This window comes from Streptomyces sp. NPDC090741 (assembly GCF_044769045.1).
In the GTDB taxonomy this organism is placed as follows: domain Bacteria; phylum Actinomycetota; class Actinomycetes; order Streptomycetales; family Streptomycetaceae; genus Streptomyces.
The window spans coordinates 649,670-664,990 of sequence record NZ_JBIVXF010000001.1 but is presented as its reverse complement, the minus strand read 5'-3'; the positions used below and the strand labels follow the sequence as shown (position 1 = coordinate 664,990).

Sequence of the window (15,321 nt, the reverse complement as noted above, 5' to 3'; positions counted from 1 at the left end):
CCCCGCATAGGGTGACATGGGGCCCTAAGTGAGTCTTGGGAGCCTTAGGAGGCACTCCATGCGCGGAGCCACCCACGCCAAGTGGGCCGCATGTGCGGCGGCCGTCGCCCTCGCGGCGACGGCTTGCGGCGGTAGCGACAGCGGCGGGGACGGCGGCGGTGGCGCGGGAATCGTCAGCTCCTCCTGGGGTGACCCGCAGAACCCGCTGGAGCCGGCCAACACCAACGAGGTGCAGGGCGGCAAGGTCCTCGACATGATCTTCCGGGGCCTCAAGCGGTACGACCCGAAGACCGGCGCGGCCGAGAACATGCTCGCCGAGAAGATCGAGACGACCGACAGCCAGAACTTCACCGTCACGCTGAAGGACGGCTGGAAGTTCAGCAACGACGAGCCGGTCACCGCGCAGTCCTTCGTGGACGCCTGGAACTACGGCGCGGACGTGCGCAACAAGCAGAACAACTCGCCGTTCTTCTCCAACATCGCCGGCTACGAGGACCTCCACCCCGCCTCCGGGGAGCCCAAGGCCAAGACGATGTCCGGACTGGTCGTCAAGAACCCCAAGACCTTCACCGTCGCCCTGAAGAACAAGTTCTCCACCTGGCCCGAGACCCTCGGCTACCAGGCCTTCTCCCCGCTGCCCAAGGCCTTCTTCACGGACCACGCCGGCTGGCTGAACAAGCCGATCGGCAACGGACCGTACACGGTGGACTCGTACACCAAGGGCACCGGCATGAAGCTGCGCACCTGGGACGGCTACCCGGGCGAGGACAAGGCGCAGAACAGCGGCGTCGACCTCAAGGTCTACACCGACAACAACACCGCCTACACGGACCTGATCTCCGGCAACCTCGACCTCGTCGACGACATCCCCGCGCAGCAGCTGAAGAACGTCAAGAACGACCTCGGCGACCGGTACATCAACCAGCCGGCCCTCATCATCCAGACCCTCACCTTCCCGCTGTACGACCCGCAGTGGAGCAAGGAGGGCATGGAGAACGTCCGCCGCGGCATCTCGATGGCGATCAACCGCGACGAGATCACCAAGCAGATCTTCCGCGAGACCCGCACCCCGGCCAAGGACTGGACATCCCCGGCCCTCGGCGAGAAGGGCGGGTTCAACGCCACGCTCTGCGGCGACGCCTGCAAGTACGACCCGGCCGCGGCCAAGAAGCTCATCCAGGACGCCGGCGGGCTCCCCGGCGGCAAGGTCACGCTGACGTCCAACGTGGACACCGGCTCGCACCGCGACTGGATGGACGCCGTCTGCAACAGCATCAACAACGCGATCGGCGAGGGCCCGGTCTGCACGGTCAACCCGATCGGCACCTTCGCCGACTTCCGCAACCAGCAGAGCTCCTTCAAGCTGACCGGCCCCTTCCGCTCCGGCTGGCAGGCCGACTACCCGCTGATCCAGAACTTCCTCCAGCCGCTCTACTACACCGGCGCCTCCTCCAACTACGGGAAGTTCAGCAACCCGGAGTTCGACAAGCTCGTCGACGAGGCCAACCAGGAGAGCGACGCGGCCAAGGCCATCGCGAAGTTCCAGGACTCCGAGAAGATCCTCGCCGCGCAGATGCCCTCCATCCCGCTCTGGTACCAGAACGGCAGCGCGGGCTACGCCGAGCGGCTCACGGACGTGGCGCTCAACCAGTTCAGCGTTCCCGTCTACAACGAGATCAAGGTCAGCTGACCCCCTGTCGGATCGATCCCGGAGCAGTCCATGGGACGTTATGTGATCCGGCGGCTGCTCCAGATGATCCCGGTGTTCATCGGCAGCACGTTCCTGATCTTCTTCATGGTGTACGCGCTCGGCGACCCGGTCGCCGCCCTCTTCGGCGACAAGGCGCCCGACCCCGCCACCGCCGCGCGCATCCGCAAGGACCTCTACCTCGACCGGCCCCTGTGGGAGCAGTACCTCCACTACATGGGCCAGATCTTCCAGGGCGACTTCGGCACCGCCTTCAACGGCCAGCCCGTCACCGAGCTGATGGCCTCGTCCTTCCCCGTCACCCTGCGCCTGACCATGGTCGCGATCTTCTTCGAGATCGTCATCGGCATCACCCTCGGCGTGATCAGCGGGCTGCGCCGGGGCAAGTCCGTCGACACGAGCGTGCTGGTGCTCACCCTCGTCGTCATCTCCGTGCCCACGTTCGTGACGGGTTACGTGCTCCAGTACCTCTTCGGCGTCAAATGGGGCTGGGTCCGGCCCACCGTCTCCCCGGACGCCCCCTTCAACCAGCTGATCCTGCCCGGCATCGTGCTCGCGCTGGTCTCCCTCGCGTACGTCACCCGGCTCTCGCGCACCTCCATCGCCGAGAACGTCAAGGCCGACTACGTGCGCACCGCCGTCGCCAAGGGCCTGCCGCGCCACCGGGTCGTCACCCGCCACCTGCTGCGCAACTCGCTGATCCCCGTCGTCACCTTCATCGGCACCGACATCGGCGCCCTGATGGGCGGCGCCATCGTCACCGAGCGGATCTTCAACATCCACGGCGTCGGATACCAGCTCTACCAGGGCATCCTGCGCAACAACTCCCCGACGGTGGTCGGCTTCGTGACCATCCTCGTCATCGTCTTCCTGCTGGCGAACCTGCTCGTCGACCTGCTCTACGCGGTCCTGGACCCGAGGATCCGTTATGCCTGAGCGCAGCGAGCCCGCCTACGACCCACTGGAACCCGCAAAGGGGGAGGCCATCGCCCCCACCGGCCAGGGCGGCCCCATAGATCTCGCGCTCGACGAGGCCGAGAGCCTGGAGAAGACGCTCGGCGACGCGCCCACCGGCCCACAGGAGAAGGCCCGCTCCCTGTGGTCCGACGCCTGGCACCAGCTGCGCCGCAACCCCGTCTTCATCATCTCCTCGCTGATGATCCTGTTCCTCGTGATCATCGCGATCTGGCCGCAGCTCATCGCGAGCGGCGACCCGCTCCAGTGCGACCTGTCCAAGTCCCAGCAGGGTTCCTCGCCCGGCCACCCCTTCGGCTACGACACCCAGGGCTGCGACGTCTACACCCGCACCGTCTACGGAGCCCGCGCCTCCATCACCGTCGGCGTCTGCGCCACCCTCGGCGCCGCCCTGCTCGGCTCGGTGCTCGGCGGGCTCGCCGGGTTCTTCGGCGGCTGGGGCGACTCGCTGCTCTCCCGGGTCGCGGACATCTTCTTCGGCATCCCCGTCGTCCTGGGCGGCCTGGTCTTCCTGTCGGTGGTCACCAGCACCACCGTCTGGCCGGTCGTCGGCTTCATCGTGCTCCTCGGCTGGCCGCAGATCGCCCGCATCGGCCGCGGCTCCGTCATCACCGCCAAACAGAACGACTACGTCCAGGCCGCCCGGGCCCTCGGCGCCGGCAACGGCCGGATGCTGCTGCGGCACGTCGCGCCCAACGCCATCGCCCCCGTCATCGTCGTCGCCACCATCGCCCTGGGCACGTACATCGCCCTGGAGGCCACCCTGTCCTTCCTCGGCGTCGGCCTGCGCCCACCCACCGTCTCCTGGGGCATCGACATCTCCAACGCGGCCTCGCAGATCCGCAACGCCCCGCACATGCTGCTCTGGCCGGCGGGCGCGCTGAGCCTGACCGTGCTCGCGTTCATCATGCTCGGCGACGCGGCCCGCGACGCCCTCGACCCCAAACTGCGCTGAGGAGTGGGCACCATGCTGCTCGAAGTCCGCGACCTCCATGTGGAGTTCCGTACGCGGGACGGAGTCGCCAAGGCCGTCAACGGCGTCAACTACTCGGTGGACGAGGGCGAGACGCTCGCCGTGCTCGGCGAGTCCGGCTCGGGCAAATCGGTGACCGCCCAGGCCGTGATGGGCATCCTCGACGTCCCGCCGGGCCGGATCGCGGGCGGCGAGATCCTCTTCAAGGGCAAGGACCTGCTGAAGATGAAGGAGGACGAGCGGCGGAAGATCCGGGGCGCCGAGATGGCGATGATCTTCCAGGACGCCCTGTCCTCCCTGAACCCGGTCCTCAGCGTGGGTGCCCAGCTCGGCGAGATGTACGAGGTCCACCGCGGCATGTCCCGCAAGGCCGCCAAGTCCAAGGCCGTCGAGCTGATGGACCGGGTGAAGATCCCGGCGGCGCGGGAGCGGGTGGGGGACTACCCGCACCAGTTCTCGGGCGGCATGCGCCAGCGCATCATGATCGCGATGGCGCTGGCCCTGGAGCCCTCCCTGATCATCGCGGACGAGCCGACGACGGCCCTGGACGTCACCGTCCAGGCCCAGGTGATGGACCTGCTCGCCGAGCTCCAGCGCGAGCTCAACATGGGGCTCATCCTCATCACCCACGACCTCGGTGTGGTCGCCGACGTGGCCGACAAGATCGCCGTCATGTACGCCGGCCGGATCGTCGAGGCGGCCCCCGTCCACGAGATCTACGCCGCGCCCGCGCACCCGTACACCCGCGGCCTGCTCGACTCCATCCCGCGCCTCGACCAGAAGGGCCAGGAGCTGTACGCGATCAAGGGCCTGCCGCCGAACCTGCTGGCCATCCCGCCCGGCTGCGCCTTCAACCCGCGCTGCCCGATGGCGCAGGCGGTCTGCCGCACCGACGTCCCGCCGCTCGCGCAGGTGGGCCAAGGCCGCACGAGCGCGTGCTTCTTCTGGAAGGAGTGCCTCGGTGGCTGAGACCATCCTGGAGGTCAAGGACCTCGTCAAGCACTACCCGCTGACCCAGGGCATCCTGTTCAAGAAGCAGGTCGGCGCGGTCAAGGCGGTCGACGGGGTCTCCTTCGGCCTCGCGCGCGGCGAAACGCTGGGCATCGTCGGCGAGTCCGGCTGCGGCAAGTCCACCGTCGCCAAGATGCTGGTCAACCTGGAACGCCCGACGGCAGGGGCGATCTCGTACAAGGGCGAGGACATCACCAAACTGTCCGGCAGGGCCCTCAAGGCGGTCCGCCGCAACATCCAGATGGTGTTCCAGGACCCGTACACCTCGCTCAACCCGCGCATGACGGTCGGCGACATCATCGGGGAGCCGTACGACATCCACCCCGAGGTGGCCCCGAAGGGCGACCGGCGCCGCAAGGTCCAGGAACTCCTCGACGTGGTCGGGCTCAACCCCGAGTACATCAACCGGTACCCGCACCAGTTCTCCGGCGGCCAGCGCCAGCGCATCGGCATCGCCCGCGGCCTCGCCCTGCGGCCCGAGGTCATCGTGGCGGACGAGCCGGTCTCCGCGCTCGACGTCTCCGTCCAGGCCCAGGTGATCAACCTCCTGGACCGGCTCCAGAACGAGTTCGAGCTGTCGTACGTGTTCATCGCGCACGACCTCTCGATCGTGCGGCACATCTCCGACCGGGTCGGCGTGATGTACCTGGGCCGGGTGGTGGAGATCGGCACCGACACGCAGATCTACGACCATCCCACCCACCCGTACACCCAGGCCCTGCTGTCGGCCGTGCCCGTCCCGGACCCGCAGGCCCGCGCCCACCGCGAGCGGATCATCCTGACCGGCGACGTGCCCTCCCCGGCCAATCCGCCGTCCGGCTGCCCGTTCCGCACCCGCTGCTGGAAGGCGCAGCAGCGCTGCACGGACGAGGTCCCGCTGCTGGCCGTTCCGGAGGCCTTCCCGTCCGGCCCGGCGGCCCATCCTTCGGCCTGTCATTTCGCAGGCGAAATCCGGCCACCCCGCGCGGATTCGCTCCGTTAGGGTCACCTTTCCGCCAACCCGGTTTACGTGCAGGCAACTTGACCGTTTCTGTCCCGAGATCTGGGGCGTGCAGCCTGGGTCCCGTGCGGCCGTGCGGGTGCCCACAGCCGGCCGGGGAGGCGTACAGACTCCCCGGCCGGCCTCCCCCGTGACCCTGCGCATGCGCGGCGTGCGCCCCCCGTGCTGCCGGAATTCGATCGATGCGCTGGTACGGATAGTTATGATCCGTAGCGCACGGTGGGTATGTACTCCGCCGAGCACTGAGTACGAGTACGCGTACCGATGTCCGCTCGACGTGGAGGTGAAACGCCGTGGCACTCTCGATCTCGGCCGTGGTGCTGCTGGCGATCGTCGTCTTCCTGCTGGTCCGCCGGTCGGGCCTGAAGGCGGGCCACGCCGCTGTCTGTGTGCTCCTCGGGTTCTACCTGGCGAGTTCGACCATCGCGCCGACCCTCAGCCAGCTGACCACCAACGTGGCCAGCATGATCAGCGGCCTCAAGCTGTAGGCCGCACGCCGCTTGATCGTAGGCTTGGCCCCATGAACGGTCTTCCCGCCCGTCGGCTGCTCCTCGTGCACGCGCACCCGGACGACGAGTCGATCAACAATGGCGTCACCATGGCCAAGTACGCGGCCGAGGGTGCCCACGTCACGCTCGTGACCTGCACCCTCGGAGAGGAGGGCGAGGTCATCCCGCCCGGGCTCGCGCACCTGGCGCCCGACCGCGACGACACCCTGGGCCCCCACCGCATCGGCGAGCTCGCCGATGCCATGGCGGAACTCGGCGTCACCGACCACCGGTTCCTCGGCGGCCCCGGCCGCTTCCGGGACTCCGGGATGATGGGCGCCGAGCAGAACCGCAGGCCCGGGTCCTTCTGGTCCACCGACGTGGACGAGGCCGCCGCCCACCTCGTCCAGGTCATCCGCGAGGTCCGCCCGCAGGTGCTCGTCACGTACGACCCGGACGGCGGCTACGGGCACCCCGACCACATCCAGGCCCACCGGGTCGCCATGCGCGGCGCGGAACTGGCCGCGGAGGCCACGTACCGCCGGGACCTCGGCGAACCGTGGCGGATCGGCAAGATCTACTGGAACCGGGTGCCGCGCTCGGTGGTCGAGGAGGGTTTCGCCCGGCTGAAGGCGACCGGCCCCAAGGCGCCCTTCCCCGGGCTGGCTTCGCCGGACGACGTGCCCGGGGTCGTCGCCGACGACCGGGTCACCGCCGAGATCGGGGCCGACGAGGCGTTCGTGGGGGCCAAGGCGGCCGCGATGCGCGCCCACGCCACCCAGATCGCCGTGGACGGGTCCTTCTTCGCGCTCTCCAACGACCTCGCGCAGCCGCTGTTCGCCCGTGAGTACTACGAACTGGTCGCGGGCCGCCCGGGCGCCCCGGCGGGCGAGCGCGAGCACGACCTGTTCGCGGGGGTGGACGCGTGACCGGCACCCTGACCCCCGGGCGGATCGCCACCCTGCTCGGCCTGTTGGCCGCCGGCCTGCTGACCGGCGCGGCCGGCTGGCTCGTCGTGGACCTGTGGTTCCCCGCCGGGCTGCTGCTGGGCCTGCTGGCGCTCTTCGGACTGTTCCTCGGCGGCCGGATCGCCGTCGGGACCGGGCTCGGCGTGGGCGCCGGGGCGCTCGGCTGGTTCCTCGCGTACGTGGTGCTCGCCATGCCGCGCCCCGAGGGGGACTTCTTGCTCGGTTCGTCCGGAATCGGTATGTACGTCTACCTTTTGGGTGGGGCGGTGCTGGCTGTGATGTGTGCCACGCTGCGAGGCCCGTTCGAGGGGCCGGTTTCGGCCGCGCGGTCCGGCAAGTGACGTGCCGTTGAACTCGGTCGGGGTGTGCCTTCACGGGGGTTGGGCGAGGGCTCGCGGGCTGCTCGGAGGGGGCGCGAGGGGGTTGAAGGGGAACCCCTGATTCCCCTAGGACAGTTGCGCGAGGGCGGCGGCCAGTATGGTGGTCGGGCCGCCGAGCTGCCCGCGCACGGCACGCGGGCGGCGGAGCCAACCGGGAGAACCTGCCTTGAGTCGTGAAACCGACAGTTCGTCCTCCGGGCCCCAGGGGCGCGGTGGAGCCGCTTACCCCTCGGGTACACCGCCGTACGGAACCGGCCGGAACCCGTCCTTGCCTGTGCCGCCTGGGCCTGGCGCGGCGACTGCCTCGGAGGAGAACCCTGTGACCTCGAACCCGTCCACGCCCGACACCGACGGGCCGAAGACAGAGACCACCCTGACGACCCGGATCCGGATCAACATCCCGGGTTCGCGGCCGATCCCGCCGGTGGTCGTACGCAAGCCGATGGCGGCCGCCGCCGAGTCGGAGCCGGAGGCCGCGGCCGAGGCCGCCGCCGTTTCCGTCGCCGGGCAGGCCGCGGCGGAGCCCGCCGTGAGCGCGCCCGCCGCCGAGCCCGAGGAGGCGGCCAGCAACTGGTTCGCCCCCCGCAAGTCGGCCGCCCCGGCGCCTGCGCCCGCCGCGGCTCCGGCCCCGGTGCTGCCGACCCGTACCCCGGCCGCGGCGGGCCCCGCGCCCGTGCTGCCCACCCGTACACCGGCCGGTCCCGGCCCCGTGCCGCCCGGCCCGGGGGCCGGCTTCGCACCGGGCCGCCCGGCCGGCCCGGGTCCCCGTACGGGCGCCCCGGCGGGCCCCGGCTACGGCCCGGGCCCCGGCCCCGAGGCACCGCTCGCCCCCCGGATGCCCGGCGGCCCCGGCGTCGGCACGCCCCTGGGCCACCCCGGCTACGGCGACACCGACGGCGGCCCCGCCACCGAGGCGTTCCCCGTGTACGGCGGCCCGGTCGGTAACGGCGCCCCCGCGGGCCCCACCGGCGGCCCCGCGCTCGGCTCCGTCCCGGTCGGCGCCCCCCGCGGCGGTGAGGCCCCCCGCTGGCCCGGACCCGAGCTGGACGATCCGCTCCCGCCGATCCCCGGCCCGGGCGGTCCGCGCCCGGTTCCGACGCCGGTCCCGACCCCGGTCCCCGCCCCGGCGGCGGCCGCCCCCGCACGCCCGAAGCCGGCCTCCATGACGCCGACCAAGGTCAAGAAGGGCCGCTCCAAACTGGTCCTCCTCGGCGGCGGCCTCATCGCCCTGCTCGGCGTGGGCTACGGCGCCGGGCTGCTCCTCAACCACTCCGACGTCCCCAAGGGCACCACCGTCATGGGCGTCGACATCAGCGGCAGCCGCGACGAGGCCGTCGGCAAGCTCATGACGGCCTTCGGCAACCGCGCCGCCTCCCCGCTCGCGCTCACCGTCGGCGGCAAGCAGGTCGAGCTCAAGCCCGAGAAGGCCGGTCTGAGCCTGGACGCCCAGACCACCGTCCGCAACGCGGCGGGCAGCGACTACAACCCCGTCACGGTCATCGGCTCGCTGCTCGGCAACGAGCGCATCGCGGAAGCCGAGTTGCCGGTCGACGAGGAGAAGCTCCAGGTCGCGCTCCAGGAGCTGGCCGGCACCGCCGGCACGGCCACCGAGGGCACCATCACCTTCGACACCGGCAAGGCCGTCGCCGTCCCCGGCAAGCCCGGCACCACCCTGGACGCGGGCGCCTCCGCCGAGCTGGTCAAGAAGGCCTTCCGCGATCTGGTCGCCACCGGCAAGGCGGCCCCGGTCGAACTCCCGGTCACCACCAAGAGCCCGGCCGTCGACCAGGCCGAACTGGACCGGGCCATGAAGGAGTTCGCCGAGCCCGCGATGTCCGGCGTCGCCACCGTCAAGGCGGGCGGCAAGTCCCTCCCGTTCGGCGCCAAGTCCCTGCCCAAGATCCTCAGCATGCAGGTCGTGGACGGGCACCTGACCGAGAAGTACGACCTGGAAGCGCTCAAGGCGACGTACGGGAACACCTTCGACGGCGTCCTGATCACGCGCGGTACGGGCGAGAAGACCGCGGTCACCCCGCAGGACGTCGTCGGCGCCCTGCGCCAGGCGCTGCGCGGCAAGACCGCGGCCGAACGGACGGTCGCGATCAACACCAACGGCAGCTAGCGGACCGGCTTGCCGGGAGCCCCCGTCCGACCTCTCGGGCGGGGGCTGCGCCATGTCCGCCGCCGGCCCGGCCGGCCCGGCCGCAGGGGCGTCATGCCGGCCGCATGACATCTGTCATCCACCAGTCACGACCGCAGACACTGCCGCGCACACCCCCGTACGAGGGAATCTTCGGTCATGACGACGACGACTCCGGCGCACACCGCCGCCGCCGCGAAGGACACCGGTCCCGGCGCCGGCCCCGTGGTGGCCTTCCAGAACGTGACCAAGAGCTACGGCGCGGTCCGCGCGGTCGACGGCCTCTCCCTGGAACTCCACCCCGGCGAGACCGTCGCACTGCTCGGCCCCAACGGCGCCGGCAAGTCCTCCACCCTCGACCTGCTGCTGGGCCTGCGCCCCGCCGACTCCGGCACCGTCCACCTCTTCGGCACCACCCCCCGCGAGGCCATCGCGGCCGGCCGGGTCGGCGCGATGCTCCAGAGCGGCGGCCTGATGGAGGACGTGACCGTACGGGAGGTCGTCGCCCTCGGCTGCGCCCTGCACCCCCGCCGCTACCCGGTCGAGGAGGTGCTCGGCCGCGCCGGGATCACCGAGATCGCCGACCGCATGGTCAACAAGCTCTCCGGCGGGCAGGAGCAGCGCGTGCGCTTCGCCCTCGCCACCGCCGGACAGAACGACCTGATCGTCCTCGACGAGCCGACCACCGGCATGGACGTCACCTCCCGCCAGGCCTTCTGGGCCACGATGCGGGAGCAGGCCGCCCAGGGCCGCACGGTCCTGTTCGCCACCCACTACCTGGAAGAGGCCGACGCGATCGCCGACCGCGTCCTGGTCCTCAACAAGGGCCGGCTGCTCGCCGACGGCACCGCCGCCGAGATCAAGGCCAAGGCCGGCGCCCGCCGGATCGCCTTCGACCTGGCCGCGGACGCCCCCGCGGACGAGACGGCGCTGCGCGCCCTCCCGTACGTGACGGCCTACGAGCGCCACGGCGACACGGTCAGGCTCCAGTCGCGCGACGCCGACGCCACCGTCCACGCCCTCTACGCGCTGGGGCTCTACCCCCGGAACCTGGAAGTCGCCGGGCTGGGCCTGGAACAGGCCTTCATCGCCCTCACCGAGGCCGAGGAGGCCCACCGATGATGACCACTGGAACGATCAAGCTCATCAAGCTCGAGATCAGCCGCGCCCTGCGCAACAAGAAGTACCTGTTCTTCACCGTCCTCTACCCGGCCGCGCTGTTCCTGATGCTCGGCGGCACCCTGAGCGGCACCACGAAGGTCATGGGCACCGAACTGACCATGCCCGCCTTCTACATGGTCGCCATGGCCTCCTTCGGCGCCCTGACCGCCGTCCTGATGGGCAACAGCGAGCGCATCGCCAAGGAGCGCGAGAAGGGCTGGGTCCGCCAGCTGCGGCTGACCGCGCTGCCCGGCCGCGGCTACGTGCTCGGCAAGACCGCCAGCGCGGGCGTGCTCTCGCTGCCCGCCATCCTGGTCGTGTTCGCGGTCGCCGCGATCGTCAAGGGCGTACGGTTCGACGCCTGGCAGTGGCTCGCCCTGACCGCTTCCATCTGGGCCGGCAGCCTGGTCTTCGCCGCCCTCGGCGTGGCGATCGGCTACCTGGCGAGCGGGGACACCGTCCGCCCGATCACGATGCTGTTCTACTTCGGCCTGTCGATCCTCGGCGGCCTGTGGATGCCGACCGCGAACTTCCCCCAGTGGCTGCAGAACATCTGCGAATGGCTGCCGACCCGGGCGTACGCGGGCCTCGGTCAGGCCATCGAGCTCGGGGGCGCGCCGCACCTGAAGGACGTGGCGATCTTGGGGGTGTACTTCGTACTGTTCACCGGTGCCGCCGCATGGCTGTACCGCAAGGACTCGCTGAAGGCATGACGGGTGTGACGAGCGTGATGGGCGTGATGGGTGCGGCGGGTGCGACGGGGACGACCGGTGGAACCGGCGCGGCGGAGCCGATGACCGAGACCGGCCTGATGGGAACGAAGGGCGGGCCGCGGGTCGGGCTCCGCCCCGAGAACCGCCGGCAGAGGATCGTGAAGTCGCTGTGGATCAGCGTCTGGCTGTTCTACCTCAGCGCCCCCGTCACCGACCTGGTCAGCGGCGGACACAGCCTCGGGGCCCGGCTGCTCGGCGGCCTGGGCCTCGTGGCCTTCGTCGCCTGGTACCTGATCCTGGTCTTCCGCACCGCCCGGCAGATCGAGGCGTGGCGGGTACTGCTCTCGGTGGCGGTCCTCTCCGCGCAGGCCACGATCCTGTCGCTGGCCCTGGGCCGCGAATGGCTCGTCCTCTTCGTCTACGTGGCGATAGCCTCCGGCGCCGCGCTGCCGGGGGAGATCTCCCGGTTCACGGTGCCCGGCGCCACCGCGCTGCTCGCGCTCACCGCCTTCGCCGTGCCGGGCGGCGACGAGTACCTGGCCGGGCTGCTGATCCCGGCCCTGATGGGCGGGTTCGCGATGGTCGGCATCCGCGCGATGATCCGCACGACCATGGAGCTGCGCGAGGCGCGGGCCACGGTGGCGCAGCTCGCCGCGAACGAGGAGCGGCTGAGGATGGCCCGGGACCTGCACGACCTCCTCGGCCACTCGCTGTCCCTGATCACGCTCAAGAGCGAGCTGGCGGGGCGGATGCTGCCGGAGCACCCCGAGCAGGCGGCCCAGCAGGTGGCGGACATCGAGCAGGTCAGCCGGCAGGCGCTGGTCGACGTACGGGAGGCCGTGAGCGGCTACCGGCGGCCGACCCTGCCGGGCGAACTGGCGGGCGCCCGCACCGCGCTGACGGCGGCGGGCGTGGTGGCGGACCTCCCGGCGGAGCCGGTGGAGGACCTCCCCGAGGAGGTGGAGTCGGCGCTGGCCTGGTCGCTGCGCGAGGCGGTGACGAACGTGGTCCGGCACAGCGGTGCGCAGCGGTGCACCGTCCGGCTGGAGTCCCTGCAGACCCTGGCCGGACCGGTGGTGGAGCTGTCGGTCGCCGACGACGGCGGGGGCGGACCCGCGCAGGCGGGCAACGGGCTGACGGGCCTGACGGAACGCCTGGACGCCGTCGGCGGCACGCTGTCGGCCGGACAGACGGGCAAGAAGGGCTTCCGCCTGCTGGCCCGCATCCCCCTAGGATCGGGATCATGAGCACACGCCCCATCCGGATCCTCCTGGCGGAGGACCAGTCCATGGTCCGGGAAGCCCTCGCGGCCCTCCTCGGACTGGAGCCGGACATCGAGGTGCTGGCCCAGGTCGCCCGCGGCGACGAGGTGGTGCCGGCGGCCCGGGCGCACGACGTGAACGTCGCGCTGCTCGACATCGAGATGCCGGGCATGACGGGCATCGAGGCGGCGGCGGCCCTGCGGACCGCGGTCCCGGACCTCAAGATCGTCGTCCTGACCACCTTCGGCCGCCCCGGCTACCTGCGCGGGGCGATGGAGGCGGGGGCCTCCGCGTTCCTGGTCAAGGACGCTCCGGCCGCACAACTGGCCGAGGCGGTGCGCAAGGTCCTGGCGGGCGAGCGCGTCATCGACCCCACCCTGGCGGCGGCGGCCCTGGCGGAGGGCGCGAATCCGCTGACGGACCGCGAACGGGAGGTCCTGCGCGCCGCCGAGGACGGCGCCACGAACGCCGAACTCGCGGCCCGCCTCCACCTCTCCCCGGGCACGGTCCGCAACTACCTCTCGACGGCGATCCAGAAACTGGCCTCCCGCAACCGCGCGGAAGCCATCCGCGCGGCCCGCGAAAAGGGCTGGCTGTAGCGGATCCGGCCCCGCGCCGAGGCGCCCGCCCCCCCGGCGGTCAGTTCAGCAGCGCCCTGGCCGACAGGGCCTCGCTGCGGATCCGCGCCGCGGCCGGCGGATCGATCGCGTCGACGACCTCCGCGTAGGACTCCATCTCGGCGGCGCCGAACGCGAACTGCCCCCGCTCGACCAGCAGCTTCGCCCGCTCGTACCGCAACGACGCCGGATGCGAGGGCAGCAGCAGCGACAGCTCCAGCGCCCACAGCGCCACCCCCGAATGCTCCGGCCGCGCCGACGCCCACGCCCTGATGTTGTTCAGGATCCGCAGGACGATGTCCAGCGTCCGGGCGGGCGTCCGCGGCTCGGCCGCCTGCTCCGCGGGCCCGGCACCCAGCGAGGCGCCCCCGGCGAACGGGTCCACCACCAGTCCCTCGTCCGGATCCCCGAACCCCACCACGAAGTGCCCCGGCAGCCCCAGCCCGTACACCGGCGCACCCGCGCGCCGCGCGACCTCCAGCCAGACGACGGACAGGAGGATCGGCAGGCCCCGGCGCCGCCGCAGCACCTCGTGCAGCAGCGAGGACGACAGCCGGTCGTAGTCCGCCGGCGTGCCGTGGAAGCCCATCCGGCCGCCCAGCAGCTCCGTCACCGCCGAGGCCCAGGCCTTCCCGCCGCGCAGCCCGTACGGCAGCATCCCCGCCAGCCGGTCCAGCTCGATCTGCGCCCAGTCCATGGCCCGTTCGTCCAGCTCCGGATCCGCCTCCGCGGCCAGCAGCAGGCACAGCAGGGCCAGGTCCGGCCGCTCCGAGCGGGCCTCCTCCGCGAACCGCGCCCGGGATTCCGCGCTCATCGCGCGGCCCCCGCGGCCCGGAACCGGAAGTGGTGGTACGCGTGGTGCGCCGCGAAGCCCAGCCCGTCGTACAGCGCCAGCGCCCCCGCGTTGTCCGCCTCCACCTGGAGCCACGCCGCCGACGCGCCCTCCTCCAGCGCCCGCCGGGCCAGTACCGCCATCACCACCGTGCCCAGGCCCCCGCGCCGGTGCTCCGGGTCGACCTCGACCGCCGCGAAGCCGGCCCACCGGCCGTCCACCACCAGCCGCCCTATCGCCCGCCCGGGCAGCGTCGCGAACCACACCGACGGCCCCGCGGCCAGCACCCGCCGGGCCACCTCCGGGTCCTTGACCCGCCCGTACATCCCGAGCCACTCCTCGTCCGGGGCGCGGGTCAGCCGTACCTCGGAGGCGGCGGCACCGGTGTCCACGTCCGCGATCGGCGCCAGCGCCGCGATCCGGACCTCCGCCGAGACCTCGTTCACCCAGCCCCGGCGCTCCAGCTCGGCGCCCAGCAGCTCCTGCGTGCCGACCGCGCCGGTCGCCGTCTGCACGTACGCCGGAAGTTCACGTTCCGCGTACCAGGCCGTCACTCGCGCGAGTGCTTCGTCCAGCGGGAGCCCCGGGTCGCCGAGCGGCAGCACCGAATTGGCCCGCCGGGTGAAGCCGCCGGCCGCCCGCAGCGTCCACTCGCCCAGCGGCTCGCTCTCCAGCGGCTGCCAGGCCCGCGCGCCGACCCGCGCCAGCTCCTCGAAAGAGGCCGCGGGACCGCGCCGCCGGGCCGGTGCCGGGGGCACGATCTTGCCCGCGACCAGCGACGATTCCGAGATGTGGACGGACTCGCCGCTCTTTCGTGTGATCGTCAGCACACCCTGGTCCCAGGATGTGAGAACCCCTACCGTGTCAGTGAACGAGGGCGCCTCGTGCGCCCCGCCCTCCACCCGTCGTACAGAGACTCGTTTACCCACGTCAGCCGGGGTAATACGGATCTCCAGCAGCCCACCGGCAGTGATTTCCACAGCTCTGTCCGCCCCTCCTGTTCGGATCGTGCCCGGGAACGGAGATACTAGGCGTGGGCATCGACGACGCCGCGCTCCCGCGCGATATGGAAAGCCCTACCGAGGAGGAACGA

General features: G+C 71.6%; 15 protein-coding genes. 13 read left to right on the top strand and 2 right to left on the bottom strand.

Features of this window, described 5'->3' with window-relative positions:
* The first annotated feature begins 58 nt into the window (after positions 1–58).
* The 13 genes from ACIQU4_RS03060 to ACIQU4_RS03000 all read left to right on the top strand — a co-directional run bounded on the left by ACIQU4_RS03060 (position 59) and on the right by ACIQU4_RS03000 (position 13,378).
* Positions 59–1,690 carry an ABC transporter substrate-binding protein gene (locus ACIQU4_RS03060; RefSeq protein ID WP_403725021.1) on the top strand — a complete coding sequence of 544 codons (1,632 nt, stop codon included), beginning with the start codon at positions 59–61 and terminating at the stop codon, positions 1,688–1,690.
* Between the two features lie 30 nt (positions 1,691–1,720).
* Complete coding sequence (locus tag ACIQU4_RS03055) at positions 1,721–2,644, top strand: ABC transporter permease (protein ID WP_403725019.1); 924 nt, start codon at positions 1,721–1,723, stop codon at positions 2,642–2,644.
* On the top strand, positions 2,637–3,638 hold the full coding sequence (locus tag ACIQU4_RS03050; RefSeq protein ID WP_403725016.1) for an ABC transporter permease: 1,002 nt from the start codon (positions 2,637–2,639) through the stop codon (positions 3,636–3,638). Before ACIQU4_RS03055 ends, ACIQU4_RS03050 begins: the two co-directional genes overlap by 8 nt.
* Before the next feature lie 12 nt (positions 3,639–3,650).
* Positions 3,651–4,625 carry an ABC transporter ATP-binding protein gene (locus ACIQU4_RS03045; RefSeq protein ID WP_403725013.1) on the top strand — a complete coding sequence of 325 codons (975 nt, stop codon included), beginning with the start codon at positions 3,651–3,653 and terminating at the stop codon, positions 4,623–4,625.
* Positions 4,618–5,649, top strand: coding sequence for an ABC transporter ATP-binding protein (locus ACIQU4_RS03040; protein WP_403725010.1), 1,032 nt, complete (start codon positions 4,618–4,620; stop codon positions 5,647–5,649). The genes ACIQU4_RS03045 and ACIQU4_RS03040 overlap by 8 nt, the downstream gene beginning before the upstream one ends.
* A gap of 311 nt (positions 5,650–5,960) precedes the next feature.
* Positions 5,961–6,155: a hypothetical protein gene (locus ACIQU4_RS03035; RefSeq protein WP_030153401.1), complete on the top strand. Its 195-nt coding sequence runs from the start codon at positions 5,961–5,963 to the stop codon at positions 6,153–6,155.
* A gap of 32 nt (positions 6,156–6,187) precedes the next feature.
* A complete protein-coding gene (gene mshB / locus ACIQU4_RS03030) occupies positions 6,188–7,084 on the top strand; it encodes an N-acetyl-1-D-myo-inositol-2-amino-2-deoxy-alpha-D-glucopyranoside deacetylase (RefSeq protein ID WP_403725007.1) in 897 nt (298 codons plus the stop codon).
* The gene (locus ACIQU4_RS03025; RefSeq protein WP_403725004.1) at positions 7,081–7,464 is read left to right on the top strand and encodes a DUF6113 family protein; all 384 of its coding nucleotides are present in this window, start codon (positions 7,081–7,083) and stop codon (positions 7,462–7,464) included. Before mshB ends, ACIQU4_RS03025 begins: the two co-directional genes overlap by 4 nt.
* 358 nt (positions 7,465–7,822) lie before the next feature.
* Entirely contained in the window at positions 7,823–9,625 is a 1,803-nt protein-coding gene (locus ACIQU4_RS03020) for a hypothetical protein (RefSeq protein ID WP_403725002.1), read from the top strand.
* Positions 9,626–9,802: 177 nt separating this feature from the next.
* Positions 9,803–10,765, top strand: coding sequence for an ABC transporter ATP-binding protein (locus ACIQU4_RS03015; RefSeq protein WP_403724999.1), 963 nt, complete (start codon positions 9,803–9,805; stop codon positions 10,763–10,765).
* Positions 10,762–11,517: an ABC transporter permease gene (locus ACIQU4_RS03010; RefSeq protein ID WP_403724996.1), complete on the top strand. Its 756-nt coding sequence runs from the start codon at positions 10,762–10,764 to the stop codon at positions 11,515–11,517. The genes ACIQU4_RS03015 and ACIQU4_RS03010 overlap by 4 nt, the downstream gene beginning before the upstream one ends.
* 98 nt (positions 11,518–11,615) lie before the next feature.
* Entirely contained in the window at positions 11,616–12,764 is a 1,149-nt protein-coding gene (locus ACIQU4_RS03005) for a sensor histidine kinase (protein WP_403725960.1), read from the top strand.
* The gene (locus ACIQU4_RS03000) at positions 12,761–13,378 is read left to right on the top strand and encodes a response regulator (protein ID WP_403724992.1); all 618 of its coding nucleotides are present in this window, start codon (positions 12,761–12,763) and stop codon (positions 13,376–13,378) included. Before ACIQU4_RS03005 ends, ACIQU4_RS03000 begins: the two co-directional genes overlap by 4 nt.
* 40 nt (positions 13,379–13,418) lie before the next feature.
* Here ACIQU4_RS03000 and ACIQU4_RS02995 read toward each other — a convergent pair whose 3' ends face one another.
* On the bottom strand, positions 13,419–14,210 hold the full coding sequence (locus ACIQU4_RS02995) for a transglutaminase-like domain-containing protein (protein WP_403724989.1): 792 nt from the start codon (positions 14,208–14,210) through the stop codon (positions 13,419–13,421).
* Positions 14,207–15,208 carry a GNAT family N-acetyltransferase gene (locus ACIQU4_RS02990; RefSeq protein WP_403724987.1) on the bottom strand — a complete coding sequence of 334 codons (1,002 nt, stop codon included), beginning with the start codon at positions 15,206–15,208 and terminating at the stop codon, positions 14,207–14,209. The genes ACIQU4_RS02995 and ACIQU4_RS02990 overlap by 4 nt, the downstream gene beginning before the upstream one ends.
* Positions 15,209–15,321 lie beyond the last annotated feature (113 nt).